Raw genomic sequence first — 20,933 nt, forward strand, 5'->3', positions numbered from 1 at the left:
TACTGTTTGACTTCCTGTGATTTCTTAGTATCTTTTTATGGTATTAACCAAATTAGGTATGTCAATTAAAAGTTCTGAACTTATTATTCCCTAATTATTTATAAATTCTTTAACAAAACTATCAAATGTCGAATATTTTAATGATGCTCCTCACCGACTTAGTTGCTTTGGCAATTGGGTTCTTTGTGGGTCGAGCATTACTCAAAAAAACATTCCAAAGCAAAGATGCTGATGCAGAAATAAGAGCCAACGAAGTACTAAAAAATGCCCAACAAACCGCTGAAAACATCAAAAAAGATAAAATGTTGGAAGCAAAAGAGCATTTTTTGAAGTTAAAGACTGAGTTTGAAGATGATTCAAATAAACGTAAAAATATCATCTTACAAAATGAGCAACGTGTCAAACAAATGGAGCAAACGGCTTTGCAAACAAAGAACCAAGCTGCTCAATTAGAACAACAAAATATCCGTAGAGAAAAAGAACTTGAAGCTCTTCAAACAAAGCTTAACGAACAAACCGAAGCCGCCAAGAAGCAGATGGATGTAGCTCGTAAACGCCAAGAAGAAGCCGAATTTATGCTGGCACAACAAGTAGAAGCCTTAGAAAAGATAGCCAACTTGACTGCCGACCAAGCCAAACAACAATTGATTGATGCTATCAAAGGTGAAGCCGAAACTCGAGCCTCTGGTTTTATTAAGCAAACAATCGAAGAAGCAAAATTAACCGCTACGAAAGAATCTAAGAAGATTATCATCGAAACGATTCAGCGTACGGCTGCCGAACAAGCCATCGAAAACTGCGTTTCGGTATTCAATATCGAAGGTGACGAAATTAAAGGGAAGGTTATTGGCCGTGAAGGACGTAATATTCGTGCATTAGAAGCCGCAACAGGAGTTGAAGTGATCGTTGATGATACGCCAGAAGCAATCGTTATTTCGAGTTTCGACCCGGTTCGTCGTGAAATTGCTCGTTTGTCATTGCACCGTTTGGTACAAGACGGACGTATTCACCCTGCTCGTATCGAAGAAGTTGTGGCAAAAACCAAGAAAGATATCGAAAACGAAATCAATGAAATTGGTGAGCGTACTGTAATTGATTTGGGCGTACACGGTTTACACCCCGAATTAATTAGAATGATTGGTCGAATGCGTTTCCGTTCATCTTATGGACAAAACCTACTCCAACACTCTCGTGAAGTAGCTAAGATGTGTGCCACTATGGCCTCAGAACTTGGCTTGAATGCAAAGTTGGCGAAACGTGCAGGATTACTACACGATATTGGTAAAGTATGGCACGAAGAGCAAGAATTGCCACACGCACTCTTGGGAATGGAATTGGCCAAGAAGTATAAAGAACACCCAGAAGTAATCAATGCTATTGGTGCTCACCACGATGAAATCGAAATGACTTCTATGATTTCGCCAATCATTCAAATCTGTGACTCTATCTCGGGTTCTCGCCCAGGAGCCAGACGTGAAATGATGGAATCATACGTGCAGCGTCTCCGTGATTTGGAAGCCTTAGCTCTGAGTTATAATGGAGTAGAGAAGTGTTACGCCATTCAAGCAGGTCGTGAATTACGAGTAATTGTTGACTCTGAAAATGTAACGGATGAGATTGCAAGCAAATTATCATTTGATATCTCGCAGAAAATTGAAAAAGAAATGCAATACCCAGGCCAAATCAAAGTAACTGTTATCCGTGAAATGAGAAGCGTGGCTTATGCAAAATAAATTGAATTAAAATTCAGAAGGCGGTGCAGTGATGTATCGCCTTTTTTATTAGAAAATAATCGAAAACTTAGTTCCTACTCCAATCTGAGAAGTTACCTTGATCTTACCACTGTGCATTTTTATGATTCTATCAACCAATGATAACCCAATGCCATAACCTTTCGTTTCTGATATTTTAGAAGAGCGATAAAAGGGCTGAAAAATATACTCAATTTCTTGTGCTTCGATTCCAATTCCTTTGTCTTCAATATGAATCACTTTATAAAAATCGGTGGCCGATAAGTTGACTAAAGCTTGATTATCCGACGAAAATTTACAAGCATTCTGCACCAAATTAATGAAAGCGATTTTTAGTAATGAACTATTCCCTACTATACAAAGGTGTTCGGGTTCTTCGGGTAGAGCATCAAAAGCTATTTCAATTTTATAATTAGGATTATTTTTCAAAACAAACGCTTTAGTATCAAACAACAATTCATCAAGCCGCACAGATTCGGCCAATAGTTCATTATTATCAGCTGTGATTCTCGACAACTTCAACAGATTTTGGGTGAGTTTCACTAAATCAGTAATATCTTCTAAAGCTGAGTTGATAGTAGTTTGGTATTCGGTAGGTCTGCGTTCTTTCAATAAACTCACTTCCAACTGTGAGCTAATCCGTGTAAGCGGATTTTGTAATTCATGCGAAACATTGCCAATAAACATTTTTTGCAGCCCCAACCCTTCTTCTACTCTATCTAATAACTGATTAATTGTAATCGTAAGATTATTTATTTCATCTTTATTCTGACTATATTCAAGTCTTTTATTGAGGTTTTTCGGAAAAATATTATTCAGTTCAGTTCCAATTTTTTCAATCGGTTCGAGCGTTTTTTTTGCATAAAACCAGCCAATGAGTCCAATAAAAATAATTGAGAAAGTCCATAGCCCAATCATCATCCACCGCATTTGTTGAAGAAATTCATCGGCATATTGATTTTTTGCCATTGCAATCACAATATACTTTTTATAGGCAATCCCTACTCCATCAAACCCATTTTCTACAAACTCAATCCTATTTTTTTGTTTTATTTCATCCAAAATTATTGATTCGATAGCTTTCACCTGTGCGGCATTAGATACAAAAACGACTCTATTGAAATTATCGTAAACTATGATTTCTTCAGCGGTAATCTGGTCTTTTCTATTTTTCAGCAAACTTTCTAAAAAAGCAATATCTTTTCTACTTTCGATGGTTTGATTCAACCAACCGACAACCGTTTCAGCTCTATTATTAAGCCGTCTATAAAAGTTTTTGTTAAGAAAAAAAGAAGTAAAAAAATACACAGAAAACATCGTAATACTAAGAATAGCCATTACAACAATCAGAAACCTAAGCGTTATTTCTTGTCTTAATTTCATTCTTCTTTCAATACATAGCCCATTCCAAAAACCGTATGAATCAATTTTTTATCAAAATTTTTATCAATTTTCTTTCTTAAATAGTTAATATAAACTTCAATATAATTAGTGCCTTTATCGAAATTCACATCCCATACATTTTCGGCAATCTGATTTTTAGAAAGCACTCGCCCTTGATTACGCAAAAAGTATTCTAATAGCCGAAACTCCAATGCCGTCAATTCAATATCCTGCCCAGCACGAGTAATTCTTTTCGTATCCAGATTTACTTCGAGGTTAGCAAATTTCAAAATGTCATTTGTTATCAAAGTTTCTGTGCCTCGCTTAGTCAAAGCTCTTACTCTCGCTAAAAGCTCGGCAAACTGAAATGGTTTTACTAAATATTGGTCTGCTCCAGCATCAAAACCTGAAATTTTATCTTCGCTTTCTCCCAAAGCAGATAATAATAAGATAGGTGTCTGAATTCCATGTTGTCGAAGTTCTTGCACGAGCATCCAACCATTCAAACCTGGCATAATAATATCAGTTATAATACAATTATACGAGTTTCGCATAGCCAGTTGCTTGGCAATCAGACCATCATAAGCAATATCTACTTCGTAAAAATGCTCCATAAGCCCTTGTTGAATTGCTTGTAGCGTTTTTAATTCATCCTCAACGACTAAAATCTTCATCCGATATTCTTAATAGTTTACCCAAAAGTAAATAGCATTTTTACATAAAAAAAACATCTAATAAATTTCTAATTTTTGTTTAAGGAATATCTAAGTATTGAGGCTGACCTTTGATGTAGTACAAAGTTGAAAATGGTCTATTCGATTTCAATTTGGTATTTAAATTTAGTATTTATACGATGAACGGTTTATTAGACTTTTCATTTGCCTTAGAACCCCAACTCATCGTTGGGGTATTCTTTTCTCTCCATTCAAACTGGCTCTAATTAAATTCTAATTATTTTCAAAGTAGTCTCTAAATAGTCTGGCTGAACTTTGCAGTATCAAATTATTTCTCACCAAAGCCTTAAAGTTATGTTCAGAGAAATTGAAAATATTTTATTCCCAACCGATTTTTCGGAGAATGCATCCAATGCTCTACGTGTAGCAGTTTCAGTTGCCAAATTGCACAATGCACATTTACATTTGCTTCATGTCACAATTCCGCAATATGTATCAATGATTGGCGAAATTCCATTCGGAACAACCTATGATGCTTGGGCTGACCTTGAAAACATAAACAAGCAAAATCTTGAGGATTTAGCCAAATCACTCCGAAAAAAACACCGAATTTCAGTAACCATTCATACTAAAATAGGGTATGTGGCCGATACGATTGAAAAAACGACGCATCAGCAAGATATTGACCTAATCATAATGGGTACGCATGGTTCTTCATTATTCAAAGATTTATTGATGGGAAGCAATACCTATCAAACTATTAAAAACGCTGTTTGTCCCGTACTTACCATTCCTGCTGAATTTAAAACAAATGAGTTCTTGAATGTGCTATTTCCTGTCCGTAATGAGGCAGGAGTAGATGAAAAATATCATGCAATCTCTCATCTTTTAAGACCAAAGAGATCAAAAGTTGAATTACTCGGTGTAATAAACTTTTATGATATTGAGTCTTTTGATGCTGTTTCAGCCAAAGCACACGAGTTAATTATTCAAATGGAGGATCGAGGAATCGAAACCAGTTATCGGAATGTGTACTGTAATCATATTGCAGATTTCATTTTAGAGTATGCTCACTTCAATCAATCGGATTTACTGGTAATCAATGTCAATATTGATTCAGATTGGAAACAGCATTTTTTGGGTACTTACGCCCAAAAGATCGTTAAAAATGCTAAATGCCCTGTGCTAAGTATAAAACCGCAAATCGTGTCGAATGCCACTGAATCTCAGGAAGTTGAACAAGTCAATTCAATTTATCCCTATGAATTTATACTTCCACCGATTGTAAACATTTAGTCTAATTTTAAAATAGCCATATATGATAACCGTAATAATTCCTGCTCTTAATGAAGAGAAGACTGTCGGTTTTGTAATTGAAACTGCAAAAAAATCGGCAAATGTCTCCGAAATAATTGTGGTTGATGATAAATCAGAAGACCAGACAGTTGATATTGCCCAAAAACACGGTTGTAAGGTAATTACAAGTACAAAACTTGGCAAAGGAACTTCGATGAAAGATGGTGTGATGGTTGCAAAGAACGAAATCATTGCCTTTTTAGACGCTGATATTACTACTTATTGTGCCAATATCATTGATTTATTAACCTTACCAATTATCAACAATCAAGCAGACTTCGTAAAATCTTATTTCACACGCCAAGCAGGCAGAGTAACTGAACTTGTAGCAAAGCCCTTATTATCAATACTTTACCCAAACTTCCCTGTCTTTAAGCAGCCTCTAAGCGGAATGATTGCTGGAAAGAAAGAACATTTCTCTAAGATTGATTTTGAAGATGGTTACGGTGTTGATATTGGGATTTTACTCGACATGTTTCAGATGAATGTAAAAATTGATGAAGTAAATATCGGGCATATAGAAAACCGCATGCAAAGCGTAGAAGCCCTTGGGCGGATGTCACGCCAAGTAGCTTCGGTGATTCTGAAGAAGTCAAAAAATATGGGTTTTCAAGACCTAAAAACCTACGAACACATTCAGGTTATACGTGAGCAAATGGATTTTGCTCTAAGCGAAAATCTAAGGAAATTGAAAAAAATTGCCATTCTGGATATGGATAATACAATTACAAGGGGAAGTTTTATCCGTACAGCCGCCCTTGCTTTCGACTTTAATGAACAATTACAGGAAATTGGACGAACGCAAACCAATCCGATGCTTCGTACGAAACAGATAGCAAAATTATTGAGAGGAAGATCTCTAAAAGAGCTACTCGATGTAGCAGATTCAATAAAAATTACGCCCAATGCATTGGCATTGGTCGAAAATCTCAAGCAAAGCGGATATATCGTTGGAATCATTTCTGATAGCTACGACTGTATCACCAATCACCTGAAAAATAAGCTGGGTGTAGATTTCAGCCTTGCCAACGAACTCGAATTTTCGAAAAGTCATGCAACTGGTGAAGTAAAAATTCCTTCATTTTTTCTACCGCATCAGCACAGTATCTGTAAACATGATTACTGTAAAAGTCATGCACTGGCTCATATTTGTGAATATTATAACATTTCGCTCACTGATACAATGATGATTGGAGATGGCGAAAATGACATCTGCCTAACCGATAAAGCAAGTGTAGGAATATCTTTTTGCTCAACCGATAAAAGACTCGACCGAGTAGCCGATTATGTAATAAAAAGGCCTGATTTTCAAGAAGTTATCAATTATTTATTTTAATAGAAAAGCATGAATATTATAATTCAAACACCTCAATTTATAGCAAGTGAGCATCTCTATAATTTTGTGAAAGAGAAAATAAATCAATTAAGCAATCATCAATCCAATATAATAGGAGTAAAAGTTGTGCTACGAACTGGTGCAAAACACGACATCAGCAATCAATGGTGCGAGATAGTAGTAACACTCCCAGCCGAAAATAAATTTATAAAGAAACACAGCCTTTCGTTTGAAGAAAGTATCACCAGAGCTGTATCATCAATGGAAAGAAAACTCAAGCGAAAACAAGTACAATATATTTATTAGAAACATATTGAGTCTATTGGAGCTTTACAACTATGAAAAATAGCTCATTATCAAAACATTAAGAAATATGATTAAAATGAATTTTCAGGAAATACTAAATTATTCAATTATCAAAATTGGTTCATTCGATTTTAGAGTTTCTTCCATTCTTGGCATTTTCCTACTGATAATTTTTGCGATAATTGCTCTTTATTTAGTAAAAAGAACGATTTATCGCACAAAAAAAATTGAAGAAGGTAAAAAATATTCACTCTATAATCTTTTCAAATACATCATTATAACTTTTGCCGTAGCAAATGGCTTACAAGTTGTTGGACTTGATATTTCGGTGATTTTAGCGGGTTCGGCAGCCCTTTTAGTTGGTTTAGGTATTGGTTTGCAGACTCTTTTCAAAGATTTTGTTTCAGGAATTATCTTGTTGATTGATGCTTCAATAAAAGTTGGCGATGTGATTGTTGTCAATGATTTGGTTTGCCAAATTAAAGAAATAAAGCTTCGTACTACTACCGCAATCACTCGTGACGATAAATATATTATTCTTCCCAATTCAATGCTTACATCAAGCCAGATTCAAAATTGGACTCACTTAAGCGATACCTCAAGATTTGAAGTACAGGCAAATATTGACTACCAAACTGATATTAGGGAGGTCAGAGAAATACTGCTAAATTTAGTAAGCAAAAATTCATCAGTTCTAACAAAACCGAAACCCTTTGTGAGGTTCACCGAGTTTGGTGAATCTACGATGTCATTTTCTGTTTTTTTCTGGACAAAAGATTTATTCAAAGTAGAAAATATATGCAGTGAAATACGATTCAGTATTTTTGAGAAATTCAATAAACACAAAATAAAAATACCATTTACACAGGAAGAAATAGCTATAAATGGACACAAAAATGTAATTTGAAACCTCAATAAATAGTCTAAGGCCAATAAAAGACAAGTCCGCAAAAAGGTAATGGGTTTATATACACCTATGTAAGAAATTGTCGATTATATCAACCTTTTCACTAACTGAGCAATAAAAAACTTTTTTTTCATAAACTCTTGGTGATTTCAGAATCTCTACTAAATTTGGAGTGTAAACAATTTCAAAAATACTATGGATAAATTATCTGAAACTTGGATGGTAGATGGTGTGATTGATTTTGAAGCCAAAAAATACACGCTTTTGGCATATCTACAAAAAGTGAAACAGTGCTTCGATAACACGAAAGTCTATCCTCAACTCTCTGATTTATTTTTTCATCACAACAATTTGGTTTCTTTTAAAAACAATAAAAATTTCCTAAAAGACCATTTTCCTAAAAAACTTTCTGGAATTCAGATTGAAAATTTAGAGTTGATTTATGAAGAAATGATTGCTGATAATAATCTTATGCAAGAAATTGAAGAGATTATTCATTACGCCAGTCAGCGATTCCAAAATGCGATTTCGGTTGGAAGCGAAATTTATGATTTTGTTGAAAGTAAACTCTCCATTAGTCCAGTTGGCATAATACCGCTCAAACTTGATGAAGGATATTTTTTCTTATGTAATGGACAAAAACGTAGCACAAGAGTATATTCCTACCGCCTAACACTATTTGAGCGACACAGCGAAAAATACCGTTCGTTAAGTACAACTTTTATTTCAGAATGGGAACGCAATTTTGTTAATAGCTACGAAAATATTAAGATCAATCTGATAAAACAACAGAAAAGCTTACCAAACCCTGCTGTATATTCTATCGAAACCGAGTTGTCTTTTCCGTTGGAAGAAACGCTCTTACCAATAGCCAAACGAACCTTAGTACAGCATATTAGCAAATAAATCAATAAAAAATGCCTCTCGGTCTCGAGAGGCATTTTATTTATGCTTGATAGCTACCTTATAGCTTACGTTTTACTTCTTTCACTTCAAAGCTTTCGAGTGTATCACCAATTTCGATGTCGTTGAAGCCTTTTAAGCTCAAACCACATTCAAAACCGTACTTCACTTCGTTTACATCGTCTTTGAAACGTTTCAACTGCTGAATCTCACCTTCGTGTAGAACAATTCCTTCACGAACTAATCTAACTTTATTGTTACGTTTGAAATTACCATCCGTTACATAACAACCAGCAATTGTACCAACTTTACTAATTTTGAATACTTCACGAACTTCGATAGTACCCACAACAGTTTCTTCTACTTTCGGTGCTAACAAGCCTTCCATCGCATCACGAATTTCATTGATGGCATCGTAGATGATAGAATACAATCTGATTTCGATTTCTTCGTTATCTGCAATTTTACGTGCGTTATTCGATGGTCTAACTTGGAAACCAATCACAATGGCATCGGCAGTTGACGCCAACAATACATCTGATTCCGAAATTTGTCCAACTCCTTTGTGAATAATTGCTACTTGAACTTCTTCTGTAGAAAGTTTCAATAATGAGTCAGAAAGTGCTTCTACCGAACCATCCACGTCACCTTTTACGATAACATTTAATTGGTGGAAGTTTCCAATGGCTTTACGGCGACCAATTTCTTCGAGTGTAATGTGTTTCTTCGCACGGATACTTTGTTCACGGTTGATTTGCTCACGTTTGTTTGCAATATCACGTGCTTCACGCTCCGAATCCATTACATTAAATCTATCACCCGCTTGTGGAGCACCTGGCAAACCAAGCACCTGAACAGGTGTTGAAGGCCCAGCAGCCTTAATTCTTGCACCAGTTGCATCTACCATCGCTTTTACACGACCAAAATACTGACCAGCCAAAATAACGTCACCAACTTTCAATGTACCATTTTGTACAAGGACAGTTGTTACATATCCACGGCCTTTATCAAGTGAAGCCTCGACAACTGAACCAACCGAAGTACGGTTAGCATTAGCTTTTAAGTCAAGTAATTCGGCTTCGAGTAAAACTTTATCAAGTAATTCGTTGATACCCAATCCTTTCTTAGCAGAAATCTCTTGTTCTTGGTATTTACCGCCCCAACTTTCAACTAAGATGTTTTCTTTCGATAAATCCTCACGGATTTTCTCAGGGTTTGCTCCTGGCTTATCAATTTTATTAATCGCAAATACAATCGGAACACCCGCATTTTTAGCGTGATTAATAGCTTCACGAGTTTGAGGCATCACACTATCATCGGCAGCAACTACGACGATTACAACGTCAGTAATTTTTGCTCCCCTTGCACGCATGGCAGTAAAGGCTTCGTGACCTGGAGTATCAAGGAATGCGATTTTTTTACCTTTATTCGGGCCTTCGTTGATTTCAACGTCATACGCACCAATGTGCTGCGTGATACCACCCGCTTCACCCGATGCAACTTTAGTTCGACGGATATAATCGAGCAAGGACGTTTTACCGTGGTCAACGTGACCCATGATTGTAACGATTGGAGCTCTCGGAGATAAATCTTCTTCGGCATCTTCTTTTTCAATCGTATCAACTTTTACTTCCTCTTCGGCTGTAATAAACTGAACATCAAAGTCGAAATCAAGGGCAAGCATTTGAATTGCTTCAGCATCAAGGCGTTGATTGATGGATACAAACATACCCATTTTCATTGCCGCCGAAATTACCTCTGTAACCGATACATCCATCAATGATGCCAATTCAGCTGCCGAAATAAACTCGGTTACTTTCAATGTGCTGCTTTCTTCTTGTTCTTGCAATACACGTTGCTCCTCTTGATCGGCACGTGACCTACGCTTATCTTTTCTATATTTTGCTCCGAAGTCAGGGCCTTTGGTTTGCATACGAGCCATCGTTTGTTTGATTTGCTCTTTTACTTGAACCTGAGAAACCTCTTCTTTGCGTTCTTTCTTCTTTTTAGGGTCACCACCTTTTTTGGCAGTTGTATTATTATTGGTGTTGGCAGTTGTACCTGTGGTTGCTGGTGCCTTTGGTTTTGGCGTAGGAGCAGCATCAGCTCCAGTCACTTTTTCACCACGTTTTACACGTTTACGTTTACGCTTACGTTTATCTCTATCTTCAGCTACGGTTGACTTTTTCTCAACAGGGAGTTCTATTCTACCCAAAACTTTCAAGCCTTGAAGTTTCTCTCCTCTTGCTTGAATCAATTCTGGTTCGAATATCTCTTCTATCTCTATTTCTGGTACAACCACTGGTTTGACAGGAGCTGGAGCAGGTGGTGTAGCCAAATTACCTGCCTTATGAGGTGGGCGTTGATCGGCCTTGTACGGTTGACGAGGGTCAAGTCGCTCAGTTGGCTGTTGTCGTTGCTGACCTCCTTGTTGACGAGGAGGATAATCCTGACGATTTTGTTGTTGAGGTTTTGGCTCAGTTTTAATTGGCTCTGGCTTTGGTGGCTCAGGTTTTGCAACCTCTACAACCTTAGGAGCTTCCACTACTGGAGCAACTACTGGTTGTGGTGCTGGTGGCTGGGGCTCAACTACTTTTGGAGCTTCAATCACTACTGGTTTAGGCTCAACTATCACTTCAACCTTAGGTTCAGCTTTTACCTCAACTGGTTTCTCGACCACCTCTGGTTTAACTGGCTCAACTACAGGCTCTTTCACTGGTTCAGAAACCACTACTGGTGTAACAGGGGCTGGTGCTGGAACTGGTGGTGGAGTTGGCTTTTTATCCAAATCAATTTTACCCAAGATTGTAAGACCTTGCGTTTTGCTTTCGGCACGAATCACTTCGGGCTCAGCAGGTTTGGCAGGTTCGGCGTCTTTCTTGTCTTCTATTTTAGCTTGTTGGCGGAAATATAAAATATCAGAATTCCCAGCCGAAGTAGTTTTTACCTCTTCCACTGGTTTAGGCGAACCTCCATCTTCAAGCAAAGAATTATTGTTATATTCTTTTGAAAGAATAGTCAATAACTCAAAGTTGAGTTTGGCATTTGGATTATTTTCAATACGATGTCCTTTCCCAGCAAGTTTTTCAACGATAGTTACAATACCAACGTTGAGTTTCTTTGCCGCAAGGCTGAGTCGCATTTCTTTTTGTTCTGTCATAAAATGATTTAAAAATCTGTTTTGTTATCCTTTGCGGGATTAATTACTCTTTTTCCAAAGTCCAAAACCTTCGGAGAATTTCTCTATTTGTGATTTTGAATTCAATACTACAAATGTAAACCATATATTCTTGACTATCAAGAATATATGGTTTATAGTTGCTTATTTCGTTTTAAATCACAGATTTGTATTCGATTTATTCAAATTCTCGACTTAAAATTCCTAAAACTTCGTCGATTGTCTCTTCTTCTAACTCTGTACGACGGGCAATATCTTCTTTCGAGATAGCCAATACAGATTTTGCAGTGTCGAGACCAATCTTACGGAATTCGTCGAGTACCCAATCTTCGATTTCATCAGCAAATTCTGATAAATCTACATCCTCTTCGTCTTCTTCTCCTTCGATGTCACGGAACACGTCAAGTTCCATCGAAACGAGTTTACCAGCCAACTTAATATTCATACCGCCTTTACCGATAGCCAATGACACTTGGTCTGGTTTAAGGTAAACGGCCACACGCTTGCGTTCGTTGTCAACCTGAATGTTGCTAATTTTAGCAGGGCTTAAAGCTCTCGAAATCAACAAGTTAAGATTATCAGTCCACTGAATAACGTCAATGTTTTCGTTTTCTAATTCTCTTACAATTGTATGAATTCTTGAACCTTTCATACCCACACAAGCTCCTACAGGGTCAATGCGGTCGTCATAAGATTCTACGGCAACTTTAGCTCTTTCGCCTGGTTCACGTACAATTTTACGTACCGAAATCAAACCGTCCAAGATTTCAGGAATTTCTTGCTCAAATAAACGTTCAAGGAATACTGGTGAAGTACGAGAAAGCGTAATGCGAGGAGTTCCGTTGTTCATTTCAACTTTATGAACCACCGCTTTGATGCTTGTTCCTTTTCTTGGTCTATCTTTTGGAATTTGTTCAGTTTTTGGAAGTACTAATTCATTGCTTTCACTATCTAAACAAACTAATTCTTTACCAAGAATCTGGTAGACTTCTACGATTATAAGCTCACCAACCAAATCTTTGTACTTAATGTAGAGCATTTCTTTCTCTAAATCTTTGATTTTTTGAATCAAAGTTTGGCGAGCAGTTTGTACTACACGACGACCAAAATCTTCAAGCTTAACTTCGTCGGCTACTTCTTCACCGATTTCAAAGTCAGGTTGAATTTTTTGAGCTTCTGAAAGCATGATTTTGTCAGTATCCCAAATATCTTCGGAGTTATCGTCAACGATTTCTCTCGTACGCCACATTTCTAAGTCACCGCTATCGGCATTAATGATAACGTCAAAATTATGGTCTGAGCCAAATTTCTTACGAATCATTGTTCTGAAAACATCTTCCAAAACCTTAATCATGGTCGGGCGGTCGATGTTTTTCTCACGAGCAAATTCTGAGAACGATGCTATTAATTCTCCACTATGCATAGCTTAGTATTCAATTAAGAATTAAGAATGTAGAATGATTTACAAAATCAAATTAAACACCTTAATTTTTGTTCAAAATATTTTTAGTTACTAATATTATTTGAAAGAGATAATTACTTCTGATTCTTTGATATTACTGAACGGAATTACAACTGGCACAATCTCTTCGCTTTTCTTACGCTTTTTCTCTTCGATGATTGTAATTTGTTCGGCTTCAACACTTTCTAAACTTCCTTTTAGTTCAGAACCATCTTTTTGGATAACTTTAAGACTACGGCCAATATTTTTACGGTACATTCTCTCAGATTTCAGCGGAAAATCTACACCTGGTGAAGAGACTTCGAGTGTATATTTTTCTGGCATCATTTCGTCAATATCTGTACCGAGTTGGCGGCTGATGGCTGTACATTCATCAATTTTGATACCTTCATCGGAGTCGAGCAGAATCGTAACTTTACTGTGCACTTTCGACAACGATACTTTAATATCTACTATAAAAAATTTATCGTTTTCGAGTAATGGCTCTAAAAGTTGTTCGATTTTCTGTTTTACTTCGTTATTGGTATTCATATTAATGGTTATTGGCAAACTGTGGGGCCGCCCGTGCGGCTACCTTGTTTTACTTATATATTCAAATATTAGTAAGCAAATGGAGCTAAAACTACCTGTTTGGGTTACAAATATTTAATTATGGTATGAATTTACAAGCAAAAAAGGAGGGCTTCGCTCCTCCTTTTTCACAATTCTGATGCAAATATAGATATTTTTTCAATATTTTGCAAATTTTCACACAGAATAAGATGCTAATGAAGAAACTATTATTCAAAACTGCGAAGTTTTTTCTTCGACAACTCATAAGCAATGATGGCTGGCACATAAAATGTAATATCGGCAGCAAATTTTGCAATAATAACTCCCAAAGAAATATCATTAACCCAAATAGGAAAATAATACATGAGTGTAGGTCGAACGAACAGACTATCAAAAAACTCAGCAATACCAAACTCAATAAACAAAGCTCGGGCATTAAGTCCGAAAGTTTTGAATGTATATGGTTTATTTTTGAGCTTTAACTCTTTACTTGTGCCATAAACATCACTCAAAAGAATTGTTCCGAAATAGCCAATATTCCCAACCCATGTTCCGACTAAAGCTGTTGAAATATTACTGTTGGTTAATTTATAGGTCAGAACTGATGAAACAAGTGTCACGACAATCGAAATTATTTCGGCTGGTAAGTAGCGTTTTATCCATTCTTTTGCTTTATTTTTCACAAATTTCTTGTATTTTGAACATACAAATTTCTACCTTTTTAGGCTTTAAAACGAACAAAAAACTGGAAATATCCGCTTTTTTATCAAATATGTTTCAGAAAGTCGAGTTTAGGTAGTAATTTTAGGCATAAATGCCACTCCTCAACCCAATAATGCAGTTGATAAAAGAAATAATTAAACGTTTTTTGTTCTTCCAGAATATATTGCTTGCAGTCTATACTTTATTGGTATATCAGTTAAGCTATTCGGTTAGTGTAAAACATTGGTTGGCGGGTTTTTTGATGATGTCGATGCCTTTTGTTTTGGTAGCTAACGGAATTTTTTTATTGATCTGGCTGATACGACTTTCTCCACGAGCATTAATGTCTTTTACATTATTAATCATTGGATATCCTTTTATCCTACGCACCATCACATGGCACAATATTGATAATCGAGATGCTCGAAGTGGTTTTAGTGTGTTGAGCTATAATATAATGTGGTGCGACGCTTTTACTTATATTCACGAACACGACACAACAAATGCCATTAATTTAGTAAAAAAAGCTGTTGATATCGATGCTGATATTAAATGTATACAAGAACTATACAATTGGGACGATTTTCCGCAATTCAGTACCATCAAAAAATTTAGAGGTACACACAAATATTATACTTACGTTCACTCAACACCTGGCAATGACCGAGGACAAGGTGACATTGGATTAGCGATTTTCTCTAAATTCCCGATTATTAGAAAACAAGAAAAACATTGGTCAATCAATCATAATGGTTTACTTTCTGCCGATATTATCATAAAAAAAGATACTATTCGGGTCATAAATGTACAACTACGCTCAATGGGGGTACGTGTACAGAAGGTAATTGAAGCAAAAGAAGACAAAGAACTCGCAAAAAAAGAAGCCAAAACAATATATCATCAACTCAAAGGGGGCTTTGAAGATAGAGCTATTCAAGTTAAAGAATTAGAAAAATGGATTGAAGAAAGTCCATACCCAGTGATGGTTTGTGGAGATTTGAACGAATTGCCGTATGGTTTCGCTTATGGAAAAATTAGAAAATATTTAAGAAATAGTTTTGAAGATGCAGGACGAGGGTTTGGCTTTACGTATCACAGAAAACCTGGTTTTCTGAGAATTGACAACTTATTTTATGACGAAAAAAAACTCGAAGTGAAACGATTCAAAACTTTCTCAGAAACACCCTATTCTGACCACTACCCAATTTGGGGAGAATATATTTTGAAGTAAATTTGGGTAAACACTTATTATTATCTTTTGCTGTACATGGAAAAAATTTATCAGATTGCATTATCAAATGTTGAAGGTGTTGGAAGCGTATTTTTCCGACAATTAATTAGCTATTGTGGTTCAGCAGAAAATGTTTTCAAAGCAAAAACTGATAAATTACTAAAGATTTCGGGCGTTGGTCGAGTTGTAATTGAGGGCTTAAAGAAGAAAGATTTGCTATCTGATGCCGAAAAAACCTTAAAAGACGCCGAAAAACTGGGAGTTCAACTTTTCTTTTCTACCGATAAAAATTACCCCTCACGCCTAAAACCTCTTTATGATGCTCCTGCAGTTTTATATTACAGAGGAACTGCAAGCTTAGACCATTTTCGTTCGATTGGAATTGTTGGCACCCGTCAAGCTACAGATTATGGCAAAAAAGTAACCGAAAGTATTGTCGAGCAATCAAAAAACTACAATCCACTGATTGTGAGCGGATTAGCTTATGGAATTGATATTACAGCACATAAAGCCGCAATTGATTTTGGTTTACCTACAATTGCAGTAATGGCCAGTGGAATTGATGTAATTTATCCTTCTCAACACGAAAAATATATAGAACAAATCGTAACAAATGGTGGTATTATTTCCGAACATTCCTTTGGCAAACAACCCATCAGGAATATGTTTTTGGCCCGTAATCGAATCATTGCTGGGCTAAGTGATGCCTCAATTGTAGTTGAGTCTGCTGCCAAAGGTGGAGCAATGGTAACAGCCGAGTTCGCCAATAATTATCATCGAGAAGTTTTTGCAGTTCCAGGTACGTTGGCCAATAAAGTGTCGGAAGGCTGTAATAAACTTATTCAGAAAAATAAAGCGAGTATCTACACTCAGATAAATGACCTCGTTGAAGCTCTTAATTGGGATTTAGACGAAAATCCTGATACTATAAAATTCAAGAAAAACGATGATGATTTAAGCATCTTTACCGACGAGGAAGCTCAAGTGATTTCGCATCTACGTACTCACGGCGAAATGCAAATTGATGAACTTAGTTGGCAAACACAAGTACCACTCAACCGATTGGCTTCGCTCCTACTCAATCTCGAATTTCAAGGCATCATCAAGGCTATGCCTGGGAAAAAGTTTGGCTTAAAGTAATGTTAAATTTCATTTCTTATCAAACGTTTTATCCTCAAACTGCGTTTATATGACTGTAATCATTGTTTATAATCAGTCAATTAGCTATCAAAGTGAAATCTCGTCTAAAACTTATTTTTGTATTTCTGACTCTTAGTGTAGTATTCGTTTCGTGCTTTAGTCGTTGGATTTTGACCGAAAAGGAGTTAAAAGCTCATTATGCCAATCGGATTTCAAAACCCTTATTTCACATCATAGAAAATGATTCAACAAAACTTCATTACGTAACTTTTGGTGTTGAAACCGCTCAACCTGTATTATTTGTTCATGGAGCTCCAGGTTCGTGGGATGGTTATCTGAATTTACTGGACGATAGTTTGCTTCAACAAAATTTTCATCTTATTTCAGTTGACCGCCCTGGTTACGGAAAATCTCAAAAACGCCCTAAAAAGAAAGTTTATAGCTTAGAAGAACAAGCAAAAAGTATTATTTGGGCTTTAAAAAGTAATCATTCAAACAAAAAAGCAATTGTAATCGGACGTTCGTATGGTGCCCCAGTAGCAGCAAAACTGGCGGCAATGTACCCCGATAAAATCGAAAAAATTGTATTACTTTCACCAGCAATAGACCCAGATACTGAAAAATTTTGGTGGTTTTCTAAATTTGGAAAAATTTTCTTAGTTCGTTGGTTTCTTCCAGAACGCATGAACACTGCCACTGATGAAAAATACGCACACATAAAAGAGTTAAAAATACTTAAAAATGATTGGCAAAAAATTAATTCGGAGGTCACTGTGATGGCCGGTGGAAAAGATTGGATTGTTGACACAACAAATTTTTCGTTCGCAAAAAAGATGCTTATCGGAAAAAATGCTAAATTTATATTTATTCCCGAATCAGGTCACTTGATTTCAAGTTCAAGACCCGATTTGGTGAAAAAAGAAATATTTAAGTAGCCAACAGACGATAGTCGATTGTCAAAAGTTATTTACTGTGTACAATTGCCTACTGACCTTTGACTAAAAAACTAACCATTAACCAATCTTCTTCAATATCATGAAGCAACTCTTTATTTTATGCTCTCTCGTTAGTGTGAGTATTTTTGCCCAATCGCCCAAAGATAAAATGCTCGAAAGTATCGGTAAAAAAGAAATGTATTATGGCGGAATTGCCAAACAAATCTGGAATTATGCCGAAGTGGGCTATCAAGAAACTAAAAGTTCGGCACTTTTGCAGGAAACTCTTAGTAAAGAAGGTTTTAAAATCGAAAAAGGTGTCGCAGGAATTCCTACAGCATTTACGGCAACTTTTGGTGAAGGTAAACCAATTATTGGAATCTTGGGGGAGTTTGATGCACTTCCAGGCTTGTCTCAAGATTCGACGGCTGATCAAAAAACAGTTGGTGGAATTGCAGGCCATGCGTGTGGACACCATTTATTCGGCACTGCATCGGCAGCCGCAGCGATTGCTGTAAAGGAATACATGAAAGCCAATAATATCAAAGGAACGATTCGTTTTTACGGAACACCAGCCGAAGAAGGTGGATCGGGAAAAGTTTATATGGTTCGTGAAGGACTTTTCAACGATGTTGACGCCGTAGTTCACTGGCACCCAGGTTCATCGAATAGTGCAAGTTTTGGCACTTCATTGGCCAATAAATCTGGGAAATTCCGTTTTTATGGCGTTTCAGCTCATGCGGCGGCTTCACCCGAAAAAGGTCGTTCGGCACTCGATGGTGTTGAGGCAATGGACAATATGGTAAATATGCTTCGTGAACACGTACCTTCTGATACTCGTATTCACTACGTAATCACGAATGGCGGAAAAGCACCAAATGTTGTACCTGATTTTGCTGAAGTTTATTATTACGCTCGTAGTCCACGTAGAACCGATGTGATGGACGTCTGGTCGAGAATCGAAAATGCGGCAAAAGGTGCAGCCATGGGAACTGGCACTCGTGTGGATTGGGAATTGACAGGCGGAACTTATGAATTATTGCCCAACGAAACACTTGCAAAAGTTATGCACGCAAACCTATCAAAAGTTGGTGGCTTAACTTATACAACAGAAGAAAAAGCATTTGCCGAAAAAATTAGCAAAAGTTTGGGTATTGAAAGTGTAAAATTTGAAGATGGAACTGGCGTAAAACCTTTAACTGCTGAAAAAGGTGGTGGTGGTTCAACTGACGTTGGTGATGTGAGTTGGACAGTTCCGACTGTTGGCTTAACAACTGCAACTTGGGTTCCTGGCACGCCTGCCCATAGCTGGCAAGCGGTGGCCGCTGGTGGCATGAGTATCGGAAGAAAAGGAATGGTAAATGCGGCAAAAACAATGGCTTTGACTGTGACTGACCTATTTGAAAGTCCGCAAACATTGAAAGATGCAAAAGCAGAGTTCGAAAAAGCTCGTGGTACGAAAGAATTCAAATACCAAGCAATGGTTGGCGATAGAAAACCAGCTTTAGATTATAGGAAGTAAAACACCGAACCATTTAGAAATTGCAGATTAAGGAATGATGATTGAAGATTTTTGAATATTATACCATAATTCTGAAAATTCTTCAATTTGTAATCATCAATCGCTAATCTATAATATAGGCATAGAACTTTTAGCATGAAGGTTATACCAACTAACCGACCTTATTTCTAAAAGGAGAAAAAAAATATCGTGATAGAATCGAAAATCTATCACGATATTTTTTTTACCTTTTCACTGATTTTCAATTCTCTTAGTTTTTCTTCTATCTTTCTCATTATCAGGCCATTTGGCTGTTTTTCTCTGCAAATTACATCATATCCTTTGGGTGTAAAAAGTGTATTTTCAAAGTAAATGATTGCCCAATTTTCGGCAGTTTCTAAGTATAAAATCTGCCATTTGCTTGATAAAAGTGAGAGCAAGCCATTGCCACGCCATTCAAACGAAGTATTTTCACTATTTAAAGGTTTATCAAAACCATTGATTGATTTAGTTCGACCGTTTTGAGTGTATTTCACTTCATCAATCAAACCCATAACTCCATCTCTTTCAGCCACCTTGTAATTGAAAGTCGGATTGATTTTATCACCTTTCAACCACATCGGGAAATTAGATAAAATTATATACCATTTTCCTTCGAGGGCTTGTAAATTAATCTTTTCGTTAGCCATTTGTTCTAATATTTTTCAATACAAAAATGAGTTATCTCCCTCGCCATTCTTTTGGAGTTAAGTTTTTGTGCTTCCTGAACAATTTGTTAAAATACGGAACATCACCAAACCCACTCTCAAACGCTACCTGCTGAATTGGCAAGTCAGTTTTGTTGAGTAACTGACAAGCAAATTGTAGCCTAAACTCAATCAAAACCTCAACAAAGGTTTTCTTAGTAATGTTTTTGAAATATCGACAAAACGACGTTGGCGATAAATCGGCAATATTAGCAATTTGTTCGAGAGTTATTTCTTCTTTAAAGTTTTCAATCAAATACGAAAAAACCTTTTGAAAACGTGCCGTCTCTGCTTGGTTGTATTGATGCTCGAAAAAGAAATCATCAATTGTAACAATTTCCGTTGAATTACCCAGAATATCAAAGATTTCTAATAAGCCAGCAATTTTTTGTAAAGGTGTTTTTAGTTGTAAGGTTACTATTTTTTCTGTTAATATTTCCTTTGTTTTACCCACTATTTCAAAACCCGATTTTGATTTTTCTAAAAAAGCTTTCATTTTATTCATTTCGGGTAAATCTAATATACCTTTTCCTAAAAATAAGTCACCGAACTGTATCACGATAGCAGAGGCATTTTTATTTTCTATTGGTTGATTAACCCAACAATGAGGCAAATTCGCTCCTAAAAAAACTAAATCACCCGCAAAAAAATCATTCACTTGTTGCCCAACGTAGCGTTGCCCCTCTCCTTTTAAAATTAAAGTTAATTCGTATTCTGGATGAAAATGAAAAGGTGCGTCGAACTTCGGGACATCGAATTTTCGGAAAATAAATGAACTTGACTGTTCTGTATTTAATTGCTCAAAAACTGCTTTCATAGTTTCATTTTCTCATTCCACTATTTAATTTCTTATAATTATGATAATATAAG

The 20,933-nt window shown here is 36.4% G+C and carries 18 protein-coding genes; 10 read left to right on the top strand and 8 right to left on the bottom strand.

Annotated elements, in window-relative coordinates; translation table 11 throughout:
• The first annotated feature begins 125 nt into the window (after positions 1-125).
• A complete protein-coding gene (gene rny / locus ABR854_RS08105) occupies positions 126-1,733 on the top strand; it encodes a ribonuclease Y (protein ID WP_064196604.1) in 1,608 nt (535 codons plus the stop codon).
• Between the two features lie 48 nt (positions 1,734-1,781).
• Here rny and ABR854_RS08110 read toward each other — a convergent pair whose 3' ends face one another.
• Complete coding sequence (locus ABR854_RS08110; RefSeq protein WP_350264905.1) at positions 1,782-3,134, bottom strand: sensor histidine kinase; 1,353 nt, start codon at positions 3,132-3,134, stop codon at positions 1,782-1,784.
• Complete coding sequence (locus tag ABR854_RS08115) at positions 3,131-3,808, bottom strand: response regulator transcription factor (protein WP_064196606.1); 678 nt, start codon at positions 3,806-3,808, stop codon at positions 3,131-3,133. Before ABR854_RS08115 ends, ABR854_RS08110 begins: the two co-directional genes overlap by 4 nt.
• Positions 3,809-4,162: 354 nt before the next feature.
• Here ABR854_RS08115 and ABR854_RS08120 point away from each other — a divergent pair, with 354 nt between their 5' ends.
• The 5 genes from ABR854_RS08120 to ABR854_RS08140 all read left to right on the top strand — a co-directional run bounded on the left by ABR854_RS08120 (position 4,163) and on the right by ABR854_RS08140 (position 8,619).
• Complete coding sequence (locus ABR854_RS08120) at positions 4,163-5,104, top strand: universal stress protein (RefSeq protein WP_350264907.1); 942 nt, start codon at positions 4,163-4,165, stop codon at positions 5,102-5,104.
• A gap of 22 nt (positions 5,105-5,126) precedes the next feature.
• Positions 5,127-6,500 (top strand): HAD-IB family phosphatase, encoded by a 1,374-nt coding sequence (locus ABR854_RS08125; protein WP_350264908.1) that lies wholly within the window; start codon positions 5,127-5,129, stop codon positions 6,498-6,500.
• Positions 6,501-6,509: 9 nt separating this feature from the next.
• Positions 6,510-6,806: an HPF/RaiA family ribosome-associated protein gene (locus tag ABR854_RS08130; RefSeq protein ID WP_350264909.1), complete on the top strand. Its 297-nt coding sequence runs from the start codon at positions 6,510-6,512 to the stop codon at positions 6,804-6,806.
• A 67-nt stretch (positions 6,807-6,873) separates the two neighbouring features.
• Positions 6,874-7,713, top strand: coding sequence for a mechanosensitive ion channel family protein (locus ABR854_RS08135; protein ID WP_350264910.1), 840 nt, complete (start codon positions 6,874-6,876; stop codon positions 7,711-7,713).
• Between the two features lie 195 nt (positions 7,714-7,908).
• Complete coding sequence (locus tag ABR854_RS08140; RefSeq protein ID WP_350264911.1) at positions 7,909-8,619, top strand: hypothetical protein; 711 nt, start codon at positions 7,909-7,911, stop codon at positions 8,617-8,619.
• 58 nt (positions 8,620-8,677) lie between these two features.
• Here the strand turns inward: ABR854_RS08140 and infB are convergent, their stop codons facing one another.
• The 4 genes from infB to ABR854_RS08160 all read right to left on the bottom strand — a co-directional run bounded on the left by infB (position 8,678) and on the right by ABR854_RS08160 (position 14,491).
• Positions 8,678-11,776, bottom strand: coding sequence for a translation initiation factor IF-2 (gene infB / locus ABR854_RS08145; RefSeq protein WP_350264912.1), 3,099 nt, complete (start codon positions 11,774-11,776; stop codon positions 8,678-8,680).
• Positions 11,777-11,972: 196 nt separating this feature from the next.
• The gene (gene nusA / locus ABR854_RS08150; RefSeq protein ID WP_064196612.1) at positions 11,973-13,217 is read right to left on the bottom strand and encodes a transcription termination factor NusA; all 1,245 of its coding nucleotides are present in this window, start codon (positions 13,215-13,217) and stop codon (positions 11,973-11,975) included.
• 96 nt (positions 13,218-13,313) lie between these two features.
• Entirely contained in the window at positions 13,314-13,787 is a 474-nt protein-coding gene (gene rimP, locus ABR854_RS08155; RefSeq protein WP_082892919.1) for a ribosome maturation factor RimP, read from the bottom strand.
• Between the two features lie 248 nt (positions 13,788-14,035).
• Positions 14,036-14,491 (bottom strand): hypothetical protein, encoded by a 456-nt coding sequence (locus tag ABR854_RS08160; protein WP_350264913.1) that lies wholly within the window; start codon positions 14,489-14,491, stop codon positions 14,036-14,038.
• A gap of 131 nt (positions 14,492-14,622) precedes the next feature.
• Here ABR854_RS08160 and ABR854_RS08165 point away from each other — a divergent pair, with 131 nt between their 5' ends.
• The 4 genes from ABR854_RS08165 (at position 14,623) to ABR854_RS08180 (ending at position 19,338) form a co-directional block, all read left to right on the top strand.
• Positions 14,623-15,741: an endonuclease/exonuclease/phosphatase family protein gene (locus ABR854_RS08165; RefSeq protein ID WP_350264914.1), complete on the top strand. Its 1,119-nt coding sequence runs from the start codon at positions 14,623-14,625 to the stop codon at positions 15,739-15,741.
• Between the two features lie 36 nt (positions 15,742-15,777).
• Positions 15,778-16,881 (top strand): DNA-processing protein DprA, encoded by a 1,104-nt coding sequence (gene dprA / locus ABR854_RS08170; RefSeq protein ID WP_350264915.1) that lies wholly within the window; start codon positions 15,778-15,780, stop codon positions 16,879-16,881.
• 92 nt (positions 16,882-16,973) lie between these two features.
• Positions 16,974-17,816 carry an alpha/beta fold hydrolase gene (locus ABR854_RS08175; protein ID WP_350264916.1) on the top strand — a complete coding sequence of 281 codons (843 nt, stop codon included), beginning with the start codon at positions 16,974-16,976 and terminating at the stop codon, positions 17,814-17,816.
• Between the two features lie 100 nt (positions 17,817-17,916).
• On the top strand, positions 17,917-19,338 hold the full coding sequence (locus ABR854_RS08180; protein ID WP_350264917.1) for an amidohydrolase: 1,422 nt from the start codon (positions 17,917-17,919) through the stop codon (positions 19,336-19,338).
• 209 nt (positions 19,339-19,547) lie between these two features.
• Here ABR854_RS08180 and ABR854_RS08185 read toward each other — a convergent pair whose 3' ends face one another.
• Together ABR854_RS08185 and ABR854_RS08190 are read right to left on the bottom strand one after the other, a co-directional pair.
• Positions 19,548-20,006 carry a hypothetical protein gene (locus ABR854_RS08185; protein ID WP_350264918.1) on the bottom strand — a complete coding sequence of 153 codons (459 nt, stop codon included), beginning with the start codon at positions 20,004-20,006 and terminating at the stop codon, positions 19,548-19,550.
• A gap of 31 nt (positions 20,007-20,037) precedes the next feature.
• Positions 20,038-20,880, bottom strand: coding sequence for an AraC family transcriptional regulator (locus ABR854_RS08190; protein ID WP_350264919.1), 843 nt, complete (start codon positions 20,878-20,880; stop codon positions 20,038-20,040).
• Positions 20,881-20,933 lie beyond the last annotated feature (53 nt).

It is taken from the genome of Emticicia sp. W12TSBA100-4, assembly GCF_040253585.1.
Taxonomy (GTDB): Bacteria; Bacteroidota; Bacteroidia; order Cytophagales; family Spirosomataceae; genus Emticicia.